Here is a 21,895-nt window from a genome sequence, read left to right on the forward strand (position 1 = left end):
GTTACTTCCTGCGCTGGCGGGCGATCTCGGCAAGCACCACCCCAGCGGCCACCGACGCGTTCAGCGATTCGGCCGGCCCGGCCATCGGGATCGACACCACCGCGTCGCAGTTCTCCCGCACCAGCCGGGACAGGCCCTTGCCTTCCGAACCCACGACCACCACCAACGGGTCGGTGCCGTCGAGGTCGTCGAGCGTGGTGTCGCCATCGGCGTCGAGGCCGATCACCTGCAGCCCGCGGTTCGCCCAATCCTTCAGTGTCCGCGTCAGATTGGGAGCGCGAGCCACCGGAACCCTGGCCGCCGCCCCGGCACTCGTCCGCCAGGCCACCGCCGTCACCGCCGCGGAGCGTCGCTGCGGGATCAGCACACCGTGTCCGGCGAACGCGGCCACCGAGCGCACGATCGCGCCCAGGTTACGCGGATCGGAGATGTTGTCCAATGCGACCAGCAGCGCCGGCGGTAACTCCGTGGCGGCGGCGAGCAGGTCGTCGGGATGGGCATAGTCATACGGCGGGACCTGTAGGGCAATGCCCTGATGCAGGCCGTTGGTGGTGATGCGGTCCAGGTCGGTTCGCGGGACCTCCAGGATTGCGATCCCGGAATCGGCTGCCCGCCTGACTGATTCGGTGAGCCGCTCGTCGGCTTCAGTGCCGAGCGCGACGTACAACGCGGTCGCGGGCACCCCGGCGCGCAGGCATTCCAGCACCGGGTTGCGGCCGAGCACCACCTCGGTGTCGTCGCTGCGTTTGGCCGGCTTACGCGGTTGCGGCTTGGCTTTCTTGGCGGCCGGGTGATGGGGACGCATATGCGCCGGCGGCGTGGGACCGCGTCCCTCCAAGCCGCGGCGGCGTTGCCCGCCCGAGCCGACCGCGGGCCCCTTCTTGGTGCCGGGTTTGCGTACTGCCCCGCGGCGCCGCGAGTTACCGGCCATTACTTGTCGTCATCGCCGACCAACGACCACTGTGGGCCGTCGGCGGTGTCGGTCACCTCGATGCCGGCTTCTTTCAGCCGGTCGCGAATCTCGTCGGCCAGCGCCCAGTTTCGTTGTTCGCGGGCCCTTTCTCGGCGCTGCAGTTCGGCCTGCACCAGCACATCAAGAGCCGTCAGCGCTGCCGACGTCTCGTCGTGGGACTCCCAGCGTTCGTCGAGCGGGTCACAGCCGAGGATGCCCATCATCGCCCGGATCGCGCTGGCGTTGGCCAGGGCGGCATCGTGGTCCCCGGCATCCAGAGCGCGGTTGCCTTCGGCGCGCGCATGGTGGATCTCGGCCAGCGCTTTCGGAACCGACAGGTCGTCGTCGAGCGCTTCGGCGAACGGGCGGGTCCAGCAGCCGGGAACCACCGTGCCGACCCGGCGTCGTACCCGATGCAGGAAGTCCTCGATTCCGACGTAGGCGTTGACCGCGTCGTGCAGTGCGCTTTCGGAGAACTCCAACATCGAGCGGTAGTGCGCGCTGCCCAGGTAGTAGCGCAGTTCGGCCGGCCGGACCCGCTCCAGCATCGCGGGGATGGACAACACGTTGCCCAGCGACTTGCTCATCTTCTCCCCGCCCATGGTGACCCAGCCGTTGTGCAGCCAGTAGCGGGCGAACCCGTCGCCGGCGGCGCGGGCCTGCGCGATCTCGTTCTCGTGATGTGGGAACACCAAATCCATTCCGCCGCAATGGATGTCGAACTCTGGCCCCAGATACTCGTGCGCCATCGCCACGCATTCGGTGTGCCAGCCGGGACGCCCGCGGCCCCATGGCGTGGGCCAGGACGGCTCCCCGGGCTTGGCGCCCTTCCACAGGGTGAAGTCACGCTGGTCGCGTTTGCCGGTGGCAACTCCCTCGCCTTGATGGACGTCGTCGATCCGGTGCCCGGACAGTTGGCCGTATTCGGGGTAGCTGAGCACGTCGAAATAGACGTCGCCGTTGCCGGTGTAGGCGTGGCCGGTGTCGATCAGCCGCTCGATGACCTCGACCATCTGGGTGATGTGCCCGGTCGCGCGGGGTTCGGCGGACGGGGGCAGTACGCCCAGCGCGTCGTAGGCGGCGGTGAACTCGCGCTCGTAGGTGGCCGCCCACTCCCACCACGGCCGGCCCGCCGCCGCGGCCTTGTTGAGGATCTTGTCGTCGATATCGGTCACGTTGCGAATGAACGCGACGTCGTAGCCGCGGGCGAGCAGCCAGCGGCGCAGGATGTCGAAGGCCACCGCGCTGCGCACGTGCCCGATGTGCGGCAGACCTTGGACGGTCGCGCCGCACAGGTAAATGGAGACGTGCCATGGCCGCAGCGGAACGAAATCACGCACGGCGCCAGTCGCCGTGTCATGGAGCCGCAGCTGGCCGCGATCGGTCACGACGTGCCAGCTTACCGGGCTATTCGACACGCCCGCGCCACCAGACGCAAAGGGCCGCCTTTTGCTCATGAAACGGGGGATTATGCGTCTGCTCGCCCGGAAGCCTCAACCACCAGCGCGGTGGCGATGGCCGCCAGCCCTTCCCCGCGCCCGGTCAGGCCAAGTCCGTCGGTGGTGGTGGCCGACACCGACACCGGCGCACCCAGCAGCCCGGACAGCAGCTGCTGAGCCTCGGCACGCCGGGGCCCGACCTTGGGTCGGTTGCCGATCACCTGGACGGCGGCGTTGCCGACCCGATAGCCGTTGGCCGTGAGCAGGTCGCGGACGTGGCCGAGCATGCCGGCACCGCTGACACCGCGCCAGCGCGGGTCATCGACTCCGAACACTTCACCGATATCGCCCAGGCCGGCCGCCGACAGCAAAGCGTCACAGAGCGCATGCGCGGCGACGTCGCCGTCGGAATGCCCGGCGCAGCCGTCGTCGTCGGGAAACAGCAGCCCGAGCAGCCAACATGGCCGTCCCCGCTCAATCGGATGCACATCGGTACCCAACCCGATTCGCGGTGGCCTGTTCACTGGTTCACGATCGCTTGGGCCAGCAACAGGTCCAGGCGGGTGGTGATCTTGAACGCCAGCGGGTCACCGTCGACGACCTGCACCTGCGCGCCGACGTGTTCGACGACAGAGGCGTCGTCGGTGAAGTCGCCCGACTCCGCATGTTCGTAGGCGCGCAACAGCAGCTCGGTAGCGAACCCCTGTGGGGTCTGGACCGCCCGCAGGCCGGCTCGCTCCGGCGTTCCCAGCACCACCCCGTTGGCGTCGACGGCTTTGATCGTGTCCGACACCGGCAATGCGGGCACGACCGCGGGATGACCGGCACGCAACGCCTCGACCACCCGCACCACCAGCTCCGGCGGTGTCAGCGCCCGGGCGGCGTCGTGCACGAGGACATAATCCGGCTCACCGGCGGCAGCCAGCGCCATGTTCACCGATTGACTGCGGTTAGCGCCTCCGGCCACGACGGTGGCCAGGTGGGCCAAGATCAATTTGCCCTGGTCGGTGCGGTCGGGTGGCACCGCCACCACCACTCGGTCGACGACCTCGGACTCAAGCAAGCCGACCACAGCCCGCTCCACCAAAGTGCGCCCGTCAAGGTGAAAGAAAGCCTTCGGGACACCGGCGGCTAGCCGCTCCCCCGCACCCGCAGCGGGGACCACCGCGACTACCGTGCCCGTCACCGCTGCCCTCGGGGACGTTTAGGAGGCGGCGGCCAGCACCTCGTCCAGAATGGTCTCCGCCTTGGCGTCGTCGGTGTTCTCGGCCAGGGCCAGTTCACCGACCAGAATTTGCCGCGCCTTGGCGAGCATGCGCTTTTCGCCGGCCGAAAGACCGCGCTCTTGGTCGCGGCGCCAAAGGTCGCGCACCACCTCGGCGACCTTGTTGACATCGCCGGAGGCGAGTTTCTCCAGATTGGCCTTGTAGCGGCGCGACCAGTTCGTCGGCTCCTCGGTGTGGGGGGCGCGTAGCACCTGGAAAACCTTGTCGAGGCCCTCCTGCCCGACCACATCGCGGACGCCGACGTATTCGGCATTCTCGGCGGGCACCCGAACCGTGAGGTCTCCCTGCGCCACCTTCAAGACGAGATATTCCTTTTGTTCCCCTTTGATGGTTCGGGTTTCAATCGCCTCGATCAACGCAGCACCGTGGTGTGGATAGACAACGGTGTCTCCGACCTTAAAAATCATCTGATTCGAGCCCCTTTCGTTACTTCATGCTAACACGTGCCTCCGACGCGCGCGGAACAACGGTGCAGGTCAGGGGCACCGCAGGTGAGAAGTGGGGCTTGACAGATCGCCAAAATCGTGCAAGCAGACGGCTTCTCGGCAAACCCACCCCGAACCGGTGCTGGGCTGGTCGGCGCAGCTGGGCTGCTCGCATGCGCCTGCGTTGCCCTGCGCTACCGCGGGGCAGACCGTGCTACTACTGTGCATAGTCGAACCGCGCCGGCCGAACGGGAGGCTTTCCAGTGAACCGCTTCAAGACCGCCGTGCTGGTCGCTGCTGGGCTGATCGCCGCTGCCGCTCTCGCCGGCTGCAGCAGCGGCCAGATCGCACAGACTTCAGAAGAGCAGTCCGCCGTCAACGGCGGCCAAGGTGACCTCAAGTACGTAGCGCTGCGCAACGTCTACCTCAGCGCGGCGCAGACCGGCGACTTCCTGCGGCCCGGCCAAACGGTGCCGCTGGTGTTCGTCGCAACCAACCAGTCGCCGGATGTCAGCGACAGGTTGGTCGGCATCACGACCGACATCGGCACGGTGGCCCTTACGGGTGACACTCGGTTGCCCGCCGGCGGCAAACTGCTGGTCGGCACGCCTGACGGCCAGGCCGTCAAGGCTCTGGATGCTGTGGAGCCCGCGGGCACCGCCAAGGCGACCGTGGCGCTGGCCAAGCCCATTTCCAGCGGCCTCAACTACAAGTTCACCTTCGATTTCGAGAAGGCCGGAAGCGTGAAGGTGACGGTCCCGATTGCAGGCGGCCCGCCCCCATCGGAGAATCCCCCGGCCCCGGCGCAACACCCGTAACCGCCGGCTCGGCGACGCTGCGGACCTGGCTGAACCGTTCGCAGACCCGGGATTGTCATACCTGCCCTATACGGTCACGGCGTGACCAAGGCGCGTTCGCAGTACCGCTGCTCGGAATGCCACCATGTCACCGCCAAGTGGGTGGGTCGCTGCCTGGAATGCGGTAGCTGGGGCAGCGTCGACGAAGTTGCACTGCTTAGCGCGGTCGGCGGCGCTGCGCGTCGCTCGTCAGCGCCGATTTCGCGCGCTGTCCCGATCAGCGCCATCGAGCCGCACCACACCCGGCACTGCCCTACCGGGGTCGGCGAACTCGATCGGGTGCTCGGCGGCGGCGTGGTGCCCGATTCGGTGACGCTGCTGGCGGGCGATCCCGGGGTGGGCAAGTCGACGCTGCTGCTCACGGTCGCCCACCGCTGGGCGCAGTCGGGGCGGCGGGCGTTGTACGTCTCCGGTGAGGAATCCGCCGGTCAGATCCGGATGAGAGCAGACCGCACGGGTTGCAGCCACAACCAGGTCTATCTGGCTGCAGAGTCCGACCTGCACGCGGTGCTGGGCCACATCGATGTCGTAGCGCCCACATTGGTTGTCGTGGACTCGGTCCAGACGCTGTCGACCAGCGAGGCCGACGGCGCGGCCGGCGGGGTTACCCAGGTGCGCGCGGTCACCGCCGCGCTGACCGCCGCCGCTAAGTCCGCCGGAGTCGCCCTGATGCTCGTCGGCCATGTCACCAAGGACGGCGCCATCGCCGGGCCGCGGTCCCTCGAGCATCTCGTCGACGTGGTGCTGCATTTCGAAGGCGACCGCAATTCCGCCTTGCGCATTGTGCGTGGAGTCAAAAACCGGTTCGGCGCCACCGACGAGGTTGGTTGTTTCCTTTTGGAGGACAAAGGCATTGAAGGTGTGAACGACCCGTCCGGCCTATTTCTGGACCAGCGCTGCGAGCCCGTGCCGGGCACGGCGATCACGGTCGCGCTGGACGGAAAGCGGCCCCTGATCGGCGAGGTGCAGGCGTTGCTGGCCCCACCATCGGGCGGGTCACCGCGGCGGGCGGTCAGCGGCATCGACCATGCCCGGGCCGCAATGATCACCGCGGTGCTGCAAACGCACGCCCGGCTACCGCTCGCCGTCAGCGACATCTTTTTGTCGACTGTCGGGGGCATGCGGCTGACCGACCCGTCGTCGGATCTCGCGGTGGCGATCGCGCTGGCGTCCGCCTATGCCAATCTGCCGCTGCCCACCACCGCGGTGGTCGTCGGTGAGGTGGGTCTGGCGGGTGACCTGCGCCGGGTCGCCGGGATGGAACGGCGCCTTGCTGAAGCCGTCCGGCAGGGGTTCACCACAGCGCTGATCCCGCCCGGATGTGGCGCGACGCCGAAGGGGCTGCATGCGCTGGAGGCGCCCACCATCGTCGCAGCGTTGCACCACATGGTCGATATCGCCGAGTACCGCCGTGACACGCCCGAGCCGCTGCATCAGCTGGACCTGCCTCCGGGCGATCCGGCCGCAGAGCACAATGAGTGGTGATGAATCCGGGCGAACTCACCAGGAACGGCAGCACGCCGGTACCGCGTCCCACGCTGCGTGAGGCTGTCAGCCGCCTGGCGCCGGGCACTGGGTTACGGGACGGGTTGGAGCGCATTCTGCGCGGCCGCACGGGCGCGCTGATCGTGTTGGGTTATGACGACAGCGTCGAGGCCATCTGCGACGGCGGCTTCTCCCTCGATGTGCGCTACGCGCCGACTCGACTGCGGGAACTGTCGAAGATGGACGGCGCGGTCGTGCTGTCCACCGACGGTGGTCGCATCGTGCGTGCCAACGTCCAACTGGTGCCCGACCCGTCGATACCCACCGACGAATCCGGCACCCGGCACCGCTCCGCGGAGCGGGCCGCGATCCAGACCGGCTACCCGGTGATCTCGGTCAGCCACTCGATGAACATCGTCACGGTCTATGTCGGCGGGGAGCGTCACGTGTTGGCCGACTCGGCCACCATCCTGTCCCGCGCCAACCAGGCCATCGCGACCCTGGAACGGTACAAGGCCCGGCTCGACGAGGTCAGCAGGCAGCTGTCGCGGGCCGAGATCGAGGACTTCGTAACGCTGCGCGACGTCATGACGGTGGTGCAACGGCTGGAGTTGGTGCGCCGGATCGGTTTGGTGATCGAGAACGACGCGGTCGAGCTGGGCACCGACGGGCGTCAATTGCGGTTGCAGCTCGAGGAATTGCTGGGCGGCAACGACACCTCGCGAGAGCTCATCGTGCGCGACTATCACGCCAACCCCGAACCGCCGTCGAAGGCTCAGGTGGCCGCCACCCTCGACGAGCTGGACGCTCTCTCGGACACCGAGCTGCTTGACTTCACCGTGCTGGCAAAGGTTTTCGGTTACCCGTCGACAGCCGAGGCGCAGGACTCGGCGATGAGCGCACGCGGCTACCGCGCGATGGCCGGTATCCCGCGTCTGCAGTTCGCGCACGTCGATCTGCTGGTTCGCACGTTCGGTTCGCTGCAGGACCTGCTGGCCGCCAGCGCTATAGATCTGCAGTCAGTGGACGGGATCGGCGCGATGTGGGCGCGTCATGTCCGCGAAGGCCTGTCGCAATTGGCCGAGTCGACCATCGCCGATCCGCTCAGCTGAAGCGCCCAGCGCGAGCTCAGTTGGCGGGCGGCGGGGGTGGCGCCGCAGGCGCGGGGCCAGCCTGCGGGGGCGCGGCGGGCGGCGGGCCGCCTAGGGGCGGAGCGGCACCGGGCGGCGGGGCACCTGGCGCCGGTGGCTGAGCCAAGATGAACGGAACCGGAGCCGAGCGCAGGTTGCCCAGCTGCACGACGAGGTTGTACGTACCGGGTCCGATCGGTGGCCGCGGCAGTGGGCAATGCGGAGCGGAGCCCATGCCCGTCCAAGTCACCGCGGTGGTCACCTGCTCGCCGGGCGCGAACGTCTTGACCAGCGTCTCGTTCGACGGTGCACAGTCGAGGTTCGACCACAGCCGCTTGCCGTCCAACGAGTAGACGTAGGCCGCCAGCACCGCGGCTCCCACATCGCGCTTGCAGGACACCAACCCGATGTTGGTGACGACCATGGTGAATTTCGGCTGGTCGCCGATCACGTACTGGGGTTGGTTGGTCAGGCCTTTGACGGCCAGCGTCGAGTCGGGGCAGTCGTCGCCCTCCTTGAGCACCGGCGGCGGCTGCACCGCAGCGGTCGGCGTCTCAGGCGCGCCCGCGTTCGGGGCTGGCGGCGGCGCAGCCGGTGGCTGGCTTTGAGGCTGCACGATCGGGGACTTTGCAGGCGGCGCGGCGGTCGGCTTTTCGGACGCGGTGGTGTTGGCGCCGGCACTGCTGCTCATCACAGCGACGACGATCGCGACCACGATCCCGATCACGACGACCGCAATGCCCAGCGCCAGTCCCCTGCGTCGCCAGTAAATTTCTGGCGGTAGCGGGCCATGCGGCTCTAGATCCAGCACATTCACACCGTAAGCCCAGGTCACGCTGATGCGAGCGACCGCACTCGGCGTGTCGCTGTGCTAACAACCGCGACCGGCCGGGCCCGTGGTGTGGTAATACGCCGCGGCCACCAGAACCAGCGCCCAAGCAACGCCACCATTGAGGGCATCAAAAATGTCCGGACGATCAACGTGTCCAGCAACAAGCCCACCCCGATGGTGAGGCCGGTCGCCGCGACGTCAGAGGTCGCTCACGCCGCGATTGAGCGCTCAGCCCTGCGGCTCCTCACCGATATTGCCGATGTGATCCCGCAGCACCGCCCAGCCCTCGGCCAGCCGGTAGGTGACGCAGGCGATTGCCAGCGTGCCGGCAGTCACCCGCTCGGCGATGGCAGTGGAACGGGCCAGAAGCTGCGCGGCTGTCTCGCGGACATGGCGTGCCTCGAAGTCGTCCACCGATGTCAGCCCGTCGCGACGCCCAAGCAGGATCGACGGCGTCACCCGCTCCACCAAATCCCGGACATAGCCATTGGGTACCGCGCCGTCGTCGAGCGCTGCGAGGGTGGCCTTGACGGCGCCACAGCTATCGTGGCCCAGGACGACGATCAGCGGAACGTTGAGCACCGACACCGCGTACTCGATCGAGCCCAGCACGGCGGAGTCGATGACGTGGCCCGCGGTGCGCACCACGAACGTGTCACCGAGACCCTGGTCGAAGATGATCTCGGCGGCTACCCGACTGTCGCCGCAGCCGAACACCACGGCGGTGGGGCTCTGCCCGGCGGCGAGGCTGGCCCGGTGCTCGGCGCTCTGGCTGGGGTGTTGGGGCTTGCCGGCGACGAATCGCTCGTTACCCTCCTTGAGTGCCTTCCACGCGGCTACGGGATTGGTATTGGGCATGGCGCATATTCTGCCGTACCCGCCGATGAACATCCCGCCGACCGAACTGCTCGGCTGGTACGAGGGGGCGAGGCGCGACCTGCCTTGGCGGCGACCGGATGTCACCCCGTGGCAGATCCTGGTCAGCGAGTTCATGCTGCAGCAGACGCCGGTGGCCCGGGTCGTGCCGGTCTGGCAGGACTGGGTGGCACGCTGGCCCACCCCCTCGGCGACCGCGGCGGCCAGCCCGGCTGACCTGCTGCGCGCCTGGGGGAAGCTGGGCTACCCGCGCCGCGCCAAGCGACTGCACGAGTGCGCCACCGTGATCGCCCGCGACCACGACGACGTGGTTCCTCACGATGTCGACACGCTGCTGGCACTGCCCGGTGTGGGCGGCTATACCGCGCGGGCGGTGGCGTGCTTCGCCTACCGTCAGCCGGTGCCGGTGGTGGACACCAATGTGCGCCGGGTGGTTGCGCGCGCGGTGCACGGGCGTGCCGACGCCGTTTCATCGTCCGGGGTCCGCGATCACGCCGACGTGGCGGCGCTGCTGCCCGATGACGAACGGGCACATCGGTTTTCGGCGGCGCTGATGGAGTTGGGGGCCACGGTGTGCACCGCACGCAGCCCGCGCTGCGGGTTGTGTCCGCTCACCGAGTGCGCATGGCGGCGAGCCGGCTATCCACCCGCCCTCGGGCCGGGACGGAAGGTGCAAACCTACGCGGGAACCGACCGTCAGGTTCGCGGATGCCTGCTCGACGTATTGCGCGGCAAGGATTGTCCTGTCGCCAAGGCCGAGCTGGACGTGGCGTGGTTGAGCGACATCCAGCAGCGTGAGCGCGCCCTGGATTCGCTGCTCGCCGACGGGCTGGTCACGCGAACCGCCGACGGCCGGTATGCGTTAGTGGGTGACGCCCATTAAGAACGACTCGACCGCCTGCCGGTACACCTGCGGCGCCTCGTCATGCACCAGGTGGCCCGCTTGCGGTACATGCAAATACCTTGTGCAGTAACCGGTTTCGTGCATCTTCCGCATCTGGCCCGGCGGCGTGACGGAGTCACCTGCCTCGATCAGCAGCGCCGGCGCGCGCACCGCCTGCCACTGTTCCCAGTAGTCGCGGGTGCCCCATTCGGCGGCGATCTCGATCCAGCGTTCGACGTGGCCGTGCAGGCGCCAACCGGTCGCGGTCCGGTCGAAAGCGTCCAGGAAGTACTGCCCGGCGACGGGCCCGAATTCCGCGGATACCTTTTCAGCAGTGTCGAATTCGACGGGAAGGGCATGCAGCCACGGCTCCCACGGCCCGGTGGTGCGGCCACGGAAATCGGGGGCCATGTCCTCCACTACCAACGCCGAAACCATTTCGGGATCTTCTGCCGCCAGACACCACGAGTGCAGTGCGCCCATCGAGTGCCCGATCAGCCGCGCGGGCGCTCCTAATGCGGCTACTGCGTCGCGTAGCTCGGCCACGAAGCGTTCGGTGCTAATCGGGTAGGGGTCGGCGACGTCGCGGCCGCGGTGCCACGGCGCGTCGTAGGTATAGACGGTGCCGAGCCGGGTCAGCCACGGTAGCTGTCGCGACCAGGTGCTGCCCCGGCCCATCAAGCCGTGCACCAGAACCACGGGTGGGCCGTGTCCGCAGTGGCGGGTCAGCAGGTCGGTCGGCACGTCGGGCACGGTAGCCTAGCGGCATGCCAGTGGTGAAGATCAACGCAATCGAGGTGCCCCCGAACGCGGGCCCCGAACTGGAGAAGCGGTTCGCGCACCGCGCGCACGCAGTGGAGAACCAACCGGGCTTCCTCGGCTTCCAGCTACTGCGTCCGGTCAAGGGGGAAGACCGCTATTTCGTGGTGACCCATTGGGAATCCGACGAGGCCTTCCAGGCGTGGGCGACGGGGCCCGCCATCGAAGCACATGCCGGCCACCGGGCAAACCCGGTAGCAACCGGCGCGTCACTGCTGGAATTCGAGGTTGTGCTAGACGTTGCCGCAAACCGCCCGACGGCGTAGCGCCAGCCGAGCGAGGCACCGCGTCGCGGCGGTGAGCGCCGCGGCTGTGCTAGTCGCCGCTTTGGCCCCCGGATGTACCCCGCCTCCCGCTCCGCGAGCGAACGCCGCGGACGCCGGAGTTCGCATCGATATCAGGACCCCGCCCGGTATGCGCGCGCAGCAAACGGTGGACATGCTCAACTCGGACTGGCCCATCGGTCCGGTCGGGGTTCGTACCCTCGCCGCACCCGACATGGTGGACTCTGTCGAGAGCAGCATGGAGTCGTTGTGGTGGGATCGCCCGTTCAAGGTCGACGGCGTCGACATCACTGCCGGTGCGGCCACACTGCATCTGGTCAGCTCGTACGGCGCGCGACAGAACATCGAGATACACACCAATGACGCCACCCTGGTTGACCGCTTCAATGTGGTGACGCAGACTCCGACGATCTCCTCGTGGCGTGACATCGATGCGACGTTGAGCAAGAGCGGGGCCCGGTACTCCTACCAGGCCGCCAAAGTCAACGACGGCCGCTGTGAGCGGATAGCCGGCACCAACACCACGCAATCCCTACCACTGGCGTCGATATTCAAGTTGTACGTGCTCTACGCCGTGGCCGAGGCGGTCAAGGCCGGAACGGTGTCCTGGGATGACCAGATGACCGTCACCGAAAAAGGCAAGGCGGTCGGATCGTCGGGATTGGAACTGCCGGTGGGAGCACAGGTTTCGGTGCGCAAGGCCGCCGAGAAGATGATCGCGACCAGCGACAACATGGCCACCGACATGCTGATCGGGAAAGTCGGCACCCACGCTGTCGAAAAAGCGCTGGCCGACGCCGGCCATCACGATCCGGCCGCAATGACACCGTTCCCGACGATGTATGAACTGTTCTCGGTCGGCTGGGGCAAGCCGGATCTGCGCCGGCAGTGGAAGCAGGCTACTCCCCAAGTGCGCGCACAACTGCTGCAGCAGGCGAATTCTCGTGTCTACCAACCGGATCCGAACCGCGCTCACACCCCGGCCTCAGGTTACGGCGCGGAATGGTACGGCAACGCCGAAGATATCTGTCGAGTGCACACGGCACTTCAAGCCGCCGCTGTCGGCAAGGCCGCACTCGTCAGGCAGATCTTGGCAGCTGCCCCTGGTATCGATCTCGACCCGCATAAGTGGCCGTACGTCGGAGCCAAAGCCGGTGGCCTGCCTGGTGATCTGACGTTCAGCTGGTATGCCGTCGACAAGACCGGGCAGCCGTGGGTGGTGAGCTTTCAGCTGAACTGGCCGCGTGACCACGGTCCCACGGTGACCGGCTGGATGCTGAAGATCGCCAAGCAGGCCTTCGCGCTGCTGGTTGCACAACGCTAAAACCGTGGACCCAGCTTCGCCGCGACTGTCCTGGCGATATAGCCTCAGTCGCGGTAACCGTGTGAACGGCGAGGAAACCGGTGCATATTCCGGTGCGGTCGCGCCACTGTGACCAGCGTTTCGGCGTTGGAAGCCAGACCTTCCCGTGCACACATCGCAGATGGGACGCGCAATCCCGGAAGGCGGTCACGTCGATGTCTGTAGGGCATTCGTCTGCTGAGCCGGCTGGTTTTCGCGGACGTATCCGCACCGTGACGTCGACCTGGGACCGCCGTGACCGCATCGGGATCGCCGTGCTGTTCGGTGTGATCGCGCTGATGCACGCCGCAGGCTTCGCGACGTTGGTGCTGGGCATCGCGCCGCACCGCTACCGCGTCGGAACCGAGACCTTCGGTGTCGGACTGGGCTTCACCGCTTATCTGTTCGGCCTACGGCATGCGTTCGACGCAGACCACATCGCCGCCATCGACAACACCACGCGAAAGCTCATATCAGATGGTGATGCCCGCGCCAAACCGAAATCGGTTGGATTCTGGTTTGCCATGGGCCATTCCACCATCGTGTTGATCATGGCCGTGCTGGTCGTCGTCGGTGCTCGTGCAGTAGGCACGCTGGCCGATGAGGACTCCCCGGCCCGACATGCGCTCGACATCGCCAGGGCCACGGCGTCCGGCCTGTTTCTGTACCTCATCGCGGTCATCAACATCGTCGCGCTGGTCGGGATAACCCGTGCGTTCACCAAACTGCGGTGCGGCTCCTACTCCGAGGAGGAACTCCAAGCGGCGCTCGATGACCGCGGATTTCTGGCACGTCTGCTCCGGCCGATCATGAACCGCATCACACGCCCGGTGCAGATCTATCCGGTCGGCATGCTGTTCGGCCTTGGCTTCGACACCGCCACCGAAGTCGCGCTGCTGGCCCTCGCCGGTACCGGCGCTGCGACAGGGCTGCCGTGGTACGCGGTGCTGACGCTGCCGGTACTGTTCGCGGCCGGGATGAGTCTGATGGACACGCTGGACGGCTTGCTCATGACAGCGGCCTACGACTGGGCCTTTATGCAGCCGGTCCGCAAGGTCTACTACAACTTCACCATCACCGCGCTATCGATCGCGGTCGCGTTGTTGATCGGGTCGATCGAGCTGGTGTCGATATTGCACGACGATCTGCGGTGGGTGGATCCGGTCACCAATTGGATCAGCTCGATCGACTTGAACAATGCCGGCCTGGCGGTCGTCGGCCTGTTCGCCGTCACGTGGCTTGGCGCCATCGCCTACTGGAAGCTGGCCAACATCGAACAACGCTGGCAGCCAGCGGACGAGCAGACGTAAAAGCCCCCGACACGCCGCGCGTGCGGGGGCTTTTACGTCTGGTCGCCAGACCCTACTGCTGGGTCGGGCCGCCGGCACTGTGGGCACCGGCCTTGGCCAGATCCGGCTCGGGCGGCGTTGCCGGCTTGGGTGTGCCGGTGAACGTGAACACCGCATCCTCGCCGGGACCCTCACCGTCCCAGTTGTCCACGTCGACGGTGACGAGCTGGCCCGGACCGACCTCCTCGAAGAGGATCTTCTCGGAGAGCGCATCCTCGATCTCACGCTGGATGGTGCGCCGCAGCGGACGGGCGCCCAGCACCGGATCGAAGCCGCGTTTGGCCAGCAGCGCCTTGGCCTTATCGGTCAGCACCAGCGACATGTCCTTGCTCTTCAGCTGCTTTTCCACCCGCCCGATCATCAGCTCGACCATCCGGATGATCTCCTCGCGGGTCAGCTGGTGGAACACGATGATGTCGTCGATGCGGTTGAGGAACTCAGGGCGGAAGTGCTTCTTGAGCTCGTCGTTGACCTTCTGCTTCATCCGCTCGTAGTTGTTCTCACCACCGCCTGGGGAGAAGCCGAGGCCGACCGCCTTGGAGATGTCGGCGGTACCGAGGTTGGACGTGAAGATCAGCACGGTGTTCTTGAAGTCCACCGTGCGGCCCTGCCCGTCGGTGAGCCGGCCATCCTCGAGCACCTGCAACAGGCTGTTGTAGATCTCCTGGTGCGCCTTTTCGATCTCGTCGAACAACACCACCGAGAACGGCTTGCGCCGCACCTTCTCGGTGAGCTGGCCGCCCTCCTCGTAGCCGACGTATCCGGGCGGGGCGCCGAACAACCGCGACGCGGTGAACCGGTCGTGGAACTCGCCCATGTCGATCTGGATGAGCGCGTCGTCGTCGCCGAACAAGAACTCCGCCAGCGCCTTGGACAACTCGGTCTTACCCACACCGGACGGGCCGGCGAAGATGAACGAACCGGACGGGCGCTTGGGGTCCTTCAACCCGGCGCGGGTGCGGCGGATCGCCTTGGAGACGGCCTTTACCGCGTCCTCCTGGCCGATGATCCGCTTGTGCAGCTCCTCTTCCATGCGCAGCAGCCGGGTGGTCTCGGCCTCGGTCAGCTTGAACACCGGGATGCCGGTCCAGTTACCCAGCACCTCGGCGATCTGCTCGTCGTCGACCTCAGCGACCACATCCAGATCGCCTGAGCGCCATTGCTTTTCGCGCTCAGCGCGCTGAGCCACCAGTTGCTTCTCGCGATCGCGCAGCGCGGCGGCCTTCTCGAAGTCCTGCGCGTCGATCGCCGACTCCTTCTCGCGGCGCGCCTCGGCGATCTTCTCGTCGAACTCGCGCAAGTCAGGCGGAGCCGTCATCCGGCGGATCCGCATCCGCGCCCCGGCCTCGTCGATCAGGTCGATCGCCTTGTCCGGCAGGAACCGGTCGTTGATGTAGCGGTCGGCCAGCGTGGCGGCCGCCACCATCGCACCGTCGGTGATCGACACCCGGTGGTGGGCCTCGTAGCGGTCGCGCAGACCCTTCAGGATCTCGATGGTGTGCTCGACCGTCGGCTCGCCCACCTGCACCGGCTGGAAGCGGCGCTCCAGCGCAGCGTCCTTCTCGATGTACTTGCGGTACTCGTCGAGCGTGGTGGCACCGATCGTCTGCAGCTCACCGCGGGCCAGCTTGGGCTTCAGGATCGACGCGGCGTCGATCGCGCCCTCGGCGGCGCCGGCACCGACCAGCGTGTGCAGCTCGTCGATGAACAAGATGATGTCGCCGCGGGTGTTGATCTCTTTCAGCACCTTCTTCAGGCGCTCTTCGAAGTCACCGCGGTACCGCGAGCCGGCCACCAGCGAACCCAGGTCCAGCGTGTAGAGCTGCTTGTCCTTCAGCGTCTCCGGAACGTCGCCGTGCACGATTTTTTGGGCCAGGCCCTCGACGACCGCGGTCTTGCCGACACCCGGCTCGCCGATTAGCACGGGGTTGTTCTTAGTGCGCCGGCTCAATACCTGCATGACCCGCTCGATTTCCTTCTCGCGGCCGATGACCGGGTCGAGCTTGCCTTCAATCGCGGCCGCGGTCAGGTTGCGGCCGAACTGGTCGAGCACCAACGACGTCGACGGGCTGCCCGACTCGCCGCCACGGCCACCGGTGCCCGCTTCGGCGGTCTCCTTGCCCTGGTAGCCGGACAGCAGCTGAATCACCTGCTGACGCACCCTGGTCAACTCGGCGCCCAGCTTGACCAGCACCTGCGCGGCAACGCCTTCGCCCTCACGGATCAGGCCGAGCAGAATGTGCTCGGTGCCGATGTAGTTGTGGCCCAGCTGCAGCGCCTCGCGCAGGGAAAGTTCCAGCACCTTCTTGGCACGCGGAGTAAACGGGATGTGTCCCGACGGCGCCTGCTGGCCCTGGCCGATGATCTCCTCGACCTGGCTGCGAACGCCCTCCAGCGAAATTCCCAGCGACTCCAGCGACTTTGCGGCTACGCCTTCGCCCTCGTGGATGAGGCCCAACAGGATGTGCTCGGTCCCGATGTAGTTGTGGTTGAGCATCCGGGCCTCTTCTTGCGCCAGGACGACGACCCTGCGGGCTCGGTCGGTAAATCGTTCAAACATCGGTGGTTACCTGCTCTCCCTCACCATCGGTACAGCGGTCGGCACGCGTACCTGCCATCCACTGTAATGGGCCGCTGCCCGAGGTTCCTACCTATGCGCCACTGACCCGAGCGCACGTCTCACGCTTGAAACACGAACGCAACAGACCAACGCGGAAAACCCTGAAAACCTTTCCCGCGCCAAGGGGTGATCAGTTCGCCACCAGCGAAAAATGTGCCGGCGCTGGGGTCAAGCCCGGCGCCGGCGGCAATGTCAGGTCGCCGCGTGGAAAGCGTCGATGATGTCGGCCGGGATGCGGCCTCGGGAGGACACGTTGTGCCCGTTGCGGCGAGCCCATTCCCGGATCGCGGCGCTCTGCTCCCGGTCGATTGTGCCGCGGCCACGGCCCGAGCTGGCGCGCCCACGTCGCCGACCGCCGACCCGGCGACCGGCTTGCACCCATTGCTTCAGGTCGCTGCGCAGTTTCGCCGCATTCTTACTCGAAAGGTCAATCTCATAGGTCACCCCGTCGAGCCCGAATTCGACCGTTTCGTCGGCGGGAGCCTCACCGTCAAAATCATCGATCAACGTGACGGTCACTTTCTTCGCCATTAGTTCACCCTCTACCGCATCTTCCTGAGCACTTACTGTGCAAGTTGATTGTGTCCCCGTTGCACTAATCTGCCATAACAAGGCGATATATTCAATCCCAAGAGTTATCGCCGTCGTAGGGTTCAGTTGCTGAGCGGTCGAACAATAGGGAACAAAACTGTCTCCCTAATTGACAGGCCGGTCAAAGCCATCAACAACCGGTCGACGCCCATTCCGGTTCCGGTGCATGGCGGCATCGCATACTCCAGCGCCGCGAGAAAATCCTCATCGAGGCTCATCGCTTCGTCGTCCCCGGCGGCCGCGGCGCGAGCCTGCGCGGCGAACCGCTCGCGCTGCACTAGCGGGTCGATCAATTCGGAGTATCCCGTGGCCAGTTCGATTCCGCGCAGGTAGAGATCCCACTTCTCGGTGACGCCCGCAATACTGCGATGCTGGCGGGTCAAAGGCGTCGTCTCGACCGGGAAATCCTTGACGAATGTGGGCGCACTAAGACCTGCACCGACGGAGTGCTCCCACAATTCCTCGACCAACTTGCCGTGCCCGTAGCTGGGATGGATCTCAACGCCAAGCCGTTCGGCAATGCTGCGCAAGTGCTCGACTGTCGTGTCGGGCGTGATCTCTTCTCCGAGCGCGGTCGACAACGACGGATACATTTGTATCGATGCCCATTCTCCGTCGATGTCATAGACACTGCCGTCCGGCATCGGTAGTTCTCTGGTACCGATCGCCTCGTCGGCCACCTGTTGAATAAGCTCGCGGGTGACTACCGCCGAATCCTCATAGGTTCCATAGGCCTGGTAGGTCTCCAGCATGGAAAATTCAGGCGAATGAGTCGAATCTGCTCCTTCGTTTCGGAACACGCGATTTAGTTCAAACACCTTGTCGAACCCGCCGACGACACACCGCTTCAGGAACAGTTCGGGGGCAATGCGCAGGTATAGATCGATGTCGAGGGCATTGGAGTGGGTCGCGAAAGGCCTGGCCGCAGCGCCGCCGGCCAAAGTCTGCAACATCGGCGTTTCCACCTCGAGAAAGCCGCGAGATTCCAGACCGGCCCGCAGCGCGCGGACGACGGCGATCCGTAGCCGCGCTACTGCCCGCGCCTGCGGACGCACGATGAGGTCGACGTAACGCTGCCGCACTCGCGACTCTTCGTTCATCTCCTTGTACGCCACCGGCAGCGGCCGCAACGACTTCGACGCCATCTGCCAAGAGTCGGCAAGTACCGACAATTCGCCGCGACGCGAACTGATCACTTCCCCGTGCACGTAGACGATGTCGCCGATGTCGACATTGGCCTTCCACGCATCCAGCGCGTCCTGACCGACCTTCCCCAAGCTGATCATTGCCTGCAGCTTTGTGCCGTCGCCCTCCTGCAGTGTCGCAAAGCACAATTTGCCGGAGTTGCGGATGAAGATCACTCGGCCTGCGACGCCGACGATGTCACCGGTCGCGCTGTCGGCGGGCAGATCGGGATAGGCCGCCCGAAGCTGGGCCAGAGTGTGGGTCCGTTCGACGGCGACCGGGTAAGGGTCATGTCCCTCCGCAAATAGCCGAGCGCGCTTGTCCCGGCGGATCCGGAACTGCTCGGGGAGGTCTTGAGGACGGTCCTCGTCGGCGGAGTTCACGACGTGCCAGCTTAAAGGAGCGCATGCCGCGTCGGATGCGCGGTCAAAGCCAAGAAACTACAAGCCGATTAGCGGGCCGTCTTGAGGCGGCCGCGCTGGCTGTCGCGGTTGCGTTCGAAGACCAGCCGCAAGCCGTGCAGGGTCAGGTGCTGGTCGTACTGGTCGACGGTGTGCAGTTCCGGCAGCAGCAGCGGCGCAGTGTGCCCGGTCGCGACCACCGCGACTTCACCGGCGGCGAAACCGTCGACGTCTTCGCGAATGCGCTGTACCAAGCCGTCGACCAAGCCGGCGAAGCCGAACACCGCTCCGGCTTGCATGCACTCGACAGTGTTCTTGCCCACCACCGAACGTGGCCGGGCCAGTTCGACTCGGCGCAGCGCGGCGGATCGGGCGGCGGCGGCATCCGAGGACACCTGCACCCCGGGAGCGATCGCGCCGCCCAGGAACTCGCCTTTGGCCGATACCACGTCGACACAGATCGACGACCCGAAATCGACCACGATCGCCGCGGTTCCGAACTTGTGAAAAGCAGCCAGGCAGTTAACGATTCGGTCAGCGCCGACTTCTTTCGGGTTGTCGACCAGCAGCGGGATGCCGGTGCGCACCCCAGGCTCGATCAGCACATGGGGCACCGACGGCCAGTACTGGTCGAGCATGATCCGCAGCTCGTGAAGCACCGAAGGAACAGTCGACAGGCCGGCCGCGCCGGTGAGCCGCTCGGAGTCTTCGCCGATCAGCCCGTCGATGGTCAGCGCCAATTCGTCGGCCGTGACCTCCGACTCGGTGCGAATCCGCCACTGCTGCACCACTTGTGCGTGGTCTTTGGACCCGGAGATCAGTCCGACCACGGTATGCATGTTTCGGACGTCGATTGCGAGGAGCACGACTACCGCGGGGAAAGGAGTTCGGACGCGTCGGCGGGCACGAAAGCCGGATCATGGCCGAGGTCGATCGGCCGGTTGTGCTTGTCGACGAAGACGATCCGCGGCTGATAGCTACGGGCCTCAGCGTCGTCCATGGTCGCGTACGCGATGAGGATCACCAGATCGCCGGGGTGCACCAGATGCGCCGCCGCACCGTTGATCCCGATCACGCCGCTGCCCCGTTCCCCGGTGATGGCGTAGGTGACGAGCCGGGCACCGTTGTCGATGTCGACAATCGTGACCTGCTCGCCCTCGAGCAAGTCGGCCGCATCCATCAGGTCGGCGTCAATGGTCACCGAGCCGACATAGTGCAGGTCGGCTTGAGTGACCGTCGCGCGGTGGATCTTCGACTTCAGCATGGTCCGTATCATCAGTTCCTCCAAGGTGTTTCGCAGGTCCGATTGCCGGCGGGCGCGTGCCCGTTGCCCTCGGCGTGAGTACCTATTGCCCCGATTTCCAGGGCGATGTTGTCGAGAAGCCTGGTCGTGCCGAGCCGGGCCGCGACCAGCAGCCGAGCCGGCCCGTGGGTGGGTGCCGGGCCCAGCCCGTTGTCGCGCACCTGCAGGTAGTCGACCTCGATCGAGGGCACCGCGTCGAGCACGGCGCGAGCGGCGGCAAGCGCGGCTCTCGCGCCGGTGGAGGCGGCGTGCCTGCCGGCCACCATCGCCGCCGACAGCGCGGCGGCTGCTTCCCGCTGCGCCGGGTCGAGGTAGCGGTTGCGTGACGATATGGCCAGCCCGTCGTGTTCGCGGATGATCGGCACCCCGACAACTCTGACGTCGAGATTCAGGTCTGCCACCATCTGCCGTACCAGCACCAACTGCTGATAGTCCTTCTCGCCGAAGAACACTCGATCAGGGTGCACAATCTGCAGCAGCTTGAGCACCACGGTCAGCATGCCGGCGAAATGCGTTGGCCGAGCGGCTCCTTCGAGGTCGGAGCCCAGCGGACCCGGATGCACTGCGGTGCGCGGGCCGTCGGGGTACATGGCCGCGACGGTCGGGGTGAACGCCACCTCGACGCCTTCGTCTCGCAGCAGCGCCAGGTCGTCGTCGAGGGTGCGGGGGTAGGCGTCGAGGTCTTCGTCGGCGCCGAACTGCAACGGGTTGACGAAGATCGAGACCACCACGACCGAGCCCGGCACCCGCTTGGCCGCACGGATCAAGGCGAGGTGTCCGTCGTGCAGCGCGCCCATGGTGGGCACCAACATCACGCGCCGACCGGTGTGCCGTAGCGCCCGGCTGGCCTGTGCGACGTCGGCAGGCGCCGAGTACACGTTGAGTTCGCCGGCGTTGAACTTGGCCGGGCTGTTGGGCTTCACCGCGCCAGCACCTCGAAGACGGCGTCGGGAGCATGCGCGCGCTGCGCTGTGCGCAGCGCGTTGTCGCGGTAGACCTGGGCCAGCGCGGGCGCGACGTCGGCCAGTGCGGCGAGATGGCTTGCGACGGTGGCGGCATCGCCGCGCGCGACGGGACCGGTGAGCGCGGCCTGGCCGTGTTCCAGCGTGTTCTCCAGCGCGGCCCGGGCCAGTGGCCCGATGATTCGTTCGGCGACGCCGTCGGGGTCGTCGAGACCCAGTTCTCCGGGCAATGCGGCCCGCAGCGCGTCCACTGCGTCGGCGACCACGGTGACGATGTGGTTGCTCGCATGGGCCAGCGCAGCGTGGTAGAGCTCACGGGCGTCTTCACGGATTCGGAACGGCTCGCCACCGATCTCGAGGACCAGTGACTGCGCGACCGCGTAGCCGACGTCGTCGGCGGCGGTGATGCCGAAGCAGGTGTCCGCCAGGCGGGCGACGTCTTCGTCGGAGCCGGTGAATGTCATCGCGGGGTGGATGGCCAACGGAATGCAGTCGCTCAGCGGCGCCAGCACGCCGATGCCGTTGGGGCCTGATGTGTGCGCGACGATCGTGCCCGGCCGCACCGCCGATGTGGCGGACAGCCCGGACACCAGCCCCGGCAATTCTGTGTCCGGCACTGCCAATAGCAAAAGCTCGGCGCTGCCCGCGACGTCCTGGGCGGGGGCTATCGGGGTGTCGGGCAACCAGCGCTCGGCCCGTCGCCGCGATGCCTCGGACACCGCGCTGCACGCGACCACGACATGGTCGACGCGTTCCAGCGCCACACCCAGGGCGGTGCCTACCCGACCGGCGGAAATGATGCCCACCTTCAGCCGGGCTGGACGCAGCCCATCGAACTGCACCATCGCAGACGAAGCCTCGCAAGTCTCTTGGT

Annotated in this window: 22 protein-coding genes and 1 pseudogene; 7 read left to right on the plus strand and 16 right to left on the minus strand. The window is 66.6% G+C overall.

Features of this window, described 5'->3' with window-relative positions:
• Position 1: 1 nt before the first annotated feature.
• From rlmB to carD, 5 genes are all read right to left on the minus strand, one after another.
• Positions 2-931, minus strand: coding sequence for a 23S rRNA (guanosine(2251)-2'-O)-methyltransferase RlmB (rlmB, locus tag G6N15_RS06265; RefSeq protein ID WP_083085545.1), 930 nt, complete (start codon positions 929-931; stop codon positions 2-4).
• On the minus strand, positions 931-2,340 hold the full coding sequence (gene cysS, locus G6N15_RS06270) for a cysteine--tRNA ligase (protein ID WP_083085546.1): 1,410 nt from the start codon (positions 2,338-2,340) through the stop codon (positions 931-933). The genes rlmB and cysS overlap by 1 nt, the downstream gene beginning before the upstream one ends.
• Before the next feature lie 80 nt (positions 2,341-2,420).
• The gene (gene ispF, locus G6N15_RS06275; RefSeq protein WP_083085548.1) at positions 2,421-2,915 is read right to left on the minus strand and encodes a 2-C-methyl-D-erythritol 2,4-cyclodiphosphate synthase; all 495 of its coding nucleotides are present in this window, start codon (positions 2,913-2,915) and stop codon (positions 2,421-2,423) included.
• Positions 2,912-3,577, minus strand: coding sequence for a 2-C-methyl-D-erythritol 4-phosphate cytidylyltransferase (ispD, locus tag G6N15_RS06280; protein WP_083085551.1), 666 nt, complete (start codon positions 3,575-3,577; stop codon positions 2,912-2,914). Before ispD ends, ispF begins: the two co-directional genes overlap by 4 nt.
• Positions 3,578-3,595: 18 nt before the next feature.
• A complete protein-coding gene (gene carD / locus G6N15_RS06285) occupies positions 3,596-4,084 on the minus strand; it encodes an RNA polymerase-binding transcription factor CarD (protein ID WP_003921720.1) in 489 nt (162 codons plus the stop codon).
• 281 nt (positions 4,085-4,365) lie between these two features.
• Here carD and G6N15_RS06290 point away from each other — a divergent pair, with 281 nt between their 5' ends.
• From G6N15_RS06290 to disA, 3 genes are all read left to right on the plus strand, one after another.
• Positions 4,366-4,920, plus strand: a complete 555-nt coding sequence (locus tag G6N15_RS06290) for a hypothetical protein (RefSeq protein WP_163747949.1) — start codon at positions 4,366-4,368, stop codon at positions 4,918-4,920.
• 81 nt (positions 4,921-5,001) lie between these two features.
• The gene (gene radA, locus G6N15_RS06295; RefSeq protein WP_083090135.1) at positions 5,002-6,444 is read left to right on the plus strand and encodes a DNA repair protein RadA; all 1,443 of its coding nucleotides are present in this window, start codon (positions 5,002-5,004) and stop codon (positions 6,442-6,444) included.
• Positions 6,444-7,556, plus strand: a complete 1,113-nt coding sequence (disA, locus tag G6N15_RS06300) for a DNA integrity scanning diadenylate cyclase DisA (protein ID WP_083090134.1) — start codon at positions 6,444-6,446, stop codon at positions 7,554-7,556. The genes radA and disA overlap by 1 nt, the downstream gene beginning before the upstream one ends.
• 16 nt (positions 7,557-7,572) lie before the next feature.
• Here the strand turns inward: disA and G6N15_RS06305 are convergent, their stop codons facing one another.
• From G6N15_RS06305 to G6N15_RS06315, 3 genes and pseudogenes are all read right to left on the minus strand, one after another.
• Positions 7,573-8,385 carry a hypothetical protein gene (locus G6N15_RS06305; RefSeq protein ID WP_179961785.1) on the minus strand — a complete coding sequence of 271 codons (813 nt, stop codon included), beginning with the start codon at positions 8,383-8,385 and terminating at the stop codon, positions 7,573-7,575.
• Between the two features lie 20 nt (positions 8,386-8,405).
• Positions 8,406-8,588: pseudogene (locus G6N15_RS06310) on the minus strand (MMPL family transporter); the annotation flags it as partial.
• Positions 8,589-8,634: 46 nt separating this feature from the next.
• Entirely contained in the window at positions 8,635-9,264 is a 630-nt protein-coding gene (locus G6N15_RS06315) for a carbonic anhydrase (RefSeq protein WP_083088561.1), read from the minus strand.
• Here G6N15_RS06315 and G6N15_RS06320 point away from each other — a divergent pair.
• Entirely contained in the window at positions 9,263-10,165 is a 903-nt protein-coding gene (locus G6N15_RS06320) for an HhH-GPD family protein (RefSeq protein WP_083088562.1), read from the plus strand. The two genes, G6N15_RS06315 and G6N15_RS06320, sit on opposite strands and share 2 nt — an antisense overlap.
• On the opposite strand, the gene G6N15_RS06325 is transcribed toward G6N15_RS06320, so the two are convergent.
• Positions 10,145-10,909, minus strand: a complete 765-nt coding sequence (locus G6N15_RS06325; protein WP_083088600.1) for an alpha/beta fold hydrolase — start codon at positions 10,907-10,909, stop codon at positions 10,145-10,147. The two genes, G6N15_RS06320 and G6N15_RS06325, sit on opposite strands and share 21 nt — an antisense overlap.
• A gap of 23 nt (positions 10,910-10,932) precedes the next feature.
• Between G6N15_RS06325 and mhuD the strand changes: the two genes are divergently transcribed.
• From mhuD to nicT, 3 genes are all read left to right on the plus strand, one after another.
• The gene (gene mhuD, locus G6N15_RS06330; protein WP_048891088.1) at positions 10,933-11,250 is read left to right on the plus strand and encodes a mycobilin-forming heme oxygenase MhuD; all 318 of its coding nucleotides are present in this window, start codon (positions 10,933-10,935) and stop codon (positions 11,248-11,250) included.
• Positions 11,225-12,592: a serine hydrolase gene (locus G6N15_RS06335; RefSeq protein ID WP_083088563.1), complete on the plus strand. Its 1,368-nt coding sequence runs from the start codon at positions 11,225-11,227 to the stop codon at positions 12,590-12,592. Before mhuD ends, G6N15_RS06335 begins: the two co-directional genes overlap by 26 nt.
• Positions 12,593-12,786: 194 nt before the next feature.
• Positions 12,787-13,920: a Nickel transporter NicT gene (nicT, locus tag G6N15_RS06340; protein ID WP_083088564.1), complete on the plus strand. Its 1,134-nt coding sequence runs from the start codon at positions 12,787-12,789 to the stop codon at positions 13,918-13,920.
• A 52-nt stretch (positions 13,921-13,972) separates the two neighbouring features.
• Here nicT and clpC1 read toward each other — a convergent pair whose 3' ends face one another.
• From clpC1 to G6N15_RS06375, 7 genes are all read right to left on the minus strand, one after another.
• The gene (gene clpC1 / locus G6N15_RS06345; RefSeq protein ID WP_083088565.1) at positions 13,973-16,519 is read right to left on the minus strand and encodes an ATP-dependent protease ATP-binding subunit ClpC; all 2,547 of its coding nucleotides are present in this window, start codon (positions 16,517-16,519) and stop codon (positions 13,973-13,975) included.
• A 252-nt stretch (positions 16,520-16,771) separates the two neighbouring features.
• The gene (gene lsr2, locus G6N15_RS06350; RefSeq protein WP_083088566.1) at positions 16,772-17,110 is read right to left on the minus strand and encodes a histone-like nucleoid-structuring protein Lsr2; all 339 of its coding nucleotides are present in this window, start codon (positions 17,108-17,110) and stop codon (positions 16,772-16,774) included.
• Positions 17,111-17,232: 122 nt separating this feature from the next.
• Positions 17,233-18,738, minus strand: a complete 1,506-nt coding sequence (gene lysS / locus G6N15_RS06355) for a lysine--tRNA ligase (protein ID WP_083088567.1) — start codon at positions 18,736-18,738, stop codon at positions 17,233-17,235.
• 68 nt (positions 18,739-18,806) lie between these two features.
• Entirely contained in the window at positions 18,807-19,622 is an 816-nt protein-coding gene (locus G6N15_RS06360; RefSeq protein ID WP_083088568.1) for a type III pantothenate kinase, read from the minus strand.
• Between the two features lie 2 nt (positions 19,623-19,624).
• The gene (gene panD, locus G6N15_RS06365; RefSeq protein WP_083088569.1) at positions 19,625-20,032 is read right to left on the minus strand and encodes an aspartate 1-decarboxylase; all 408 of its coding nucleotides are present in this window, start codon (positions 20,030-20,032) and stop codon (positions 19,625-19,627) included.
• Positions 20,032-20,982, minus strand: coding sequence for a pantoate--beta-alanine ligase (gene panC / locus G6N15_RS06370; protein ID WP_083088570.1), 951 nt, complete (start codon positions 20,980-20,982; stop codon positions 20,032-20,034). The genes panD and panC overlap by 1 nt, the downstream gene beginning before the upstream one ends.
• Positions 20,979-21,866, minus strand: a complete 888-nt coding sequence (locus G6N15_RS06375; RefSeq protein WP_083088571.1) for a Rossmann-like and DUF2520 domain-containing protein — start codon at positions 21,864-21,866, stop codon at positions 20,979-20,981. Before G6N15_RS06375 ends, panC begins: the two co-directional genes overlap by 4 nt.
• Positions 21,867-21,895 lie beyond the last annotated feature (29 nt).

This window comes from Mycobacterium noviomagense (assembly GCF_010731635.1).
In the GTDB taxonomy this organism is placed as follows: Bacteria; Actinomycetota; Actinomycetes; order Mycobacteriales; family Mycobacteriaceae; genus Mycobacterium; species Mycobacterium noviomagense.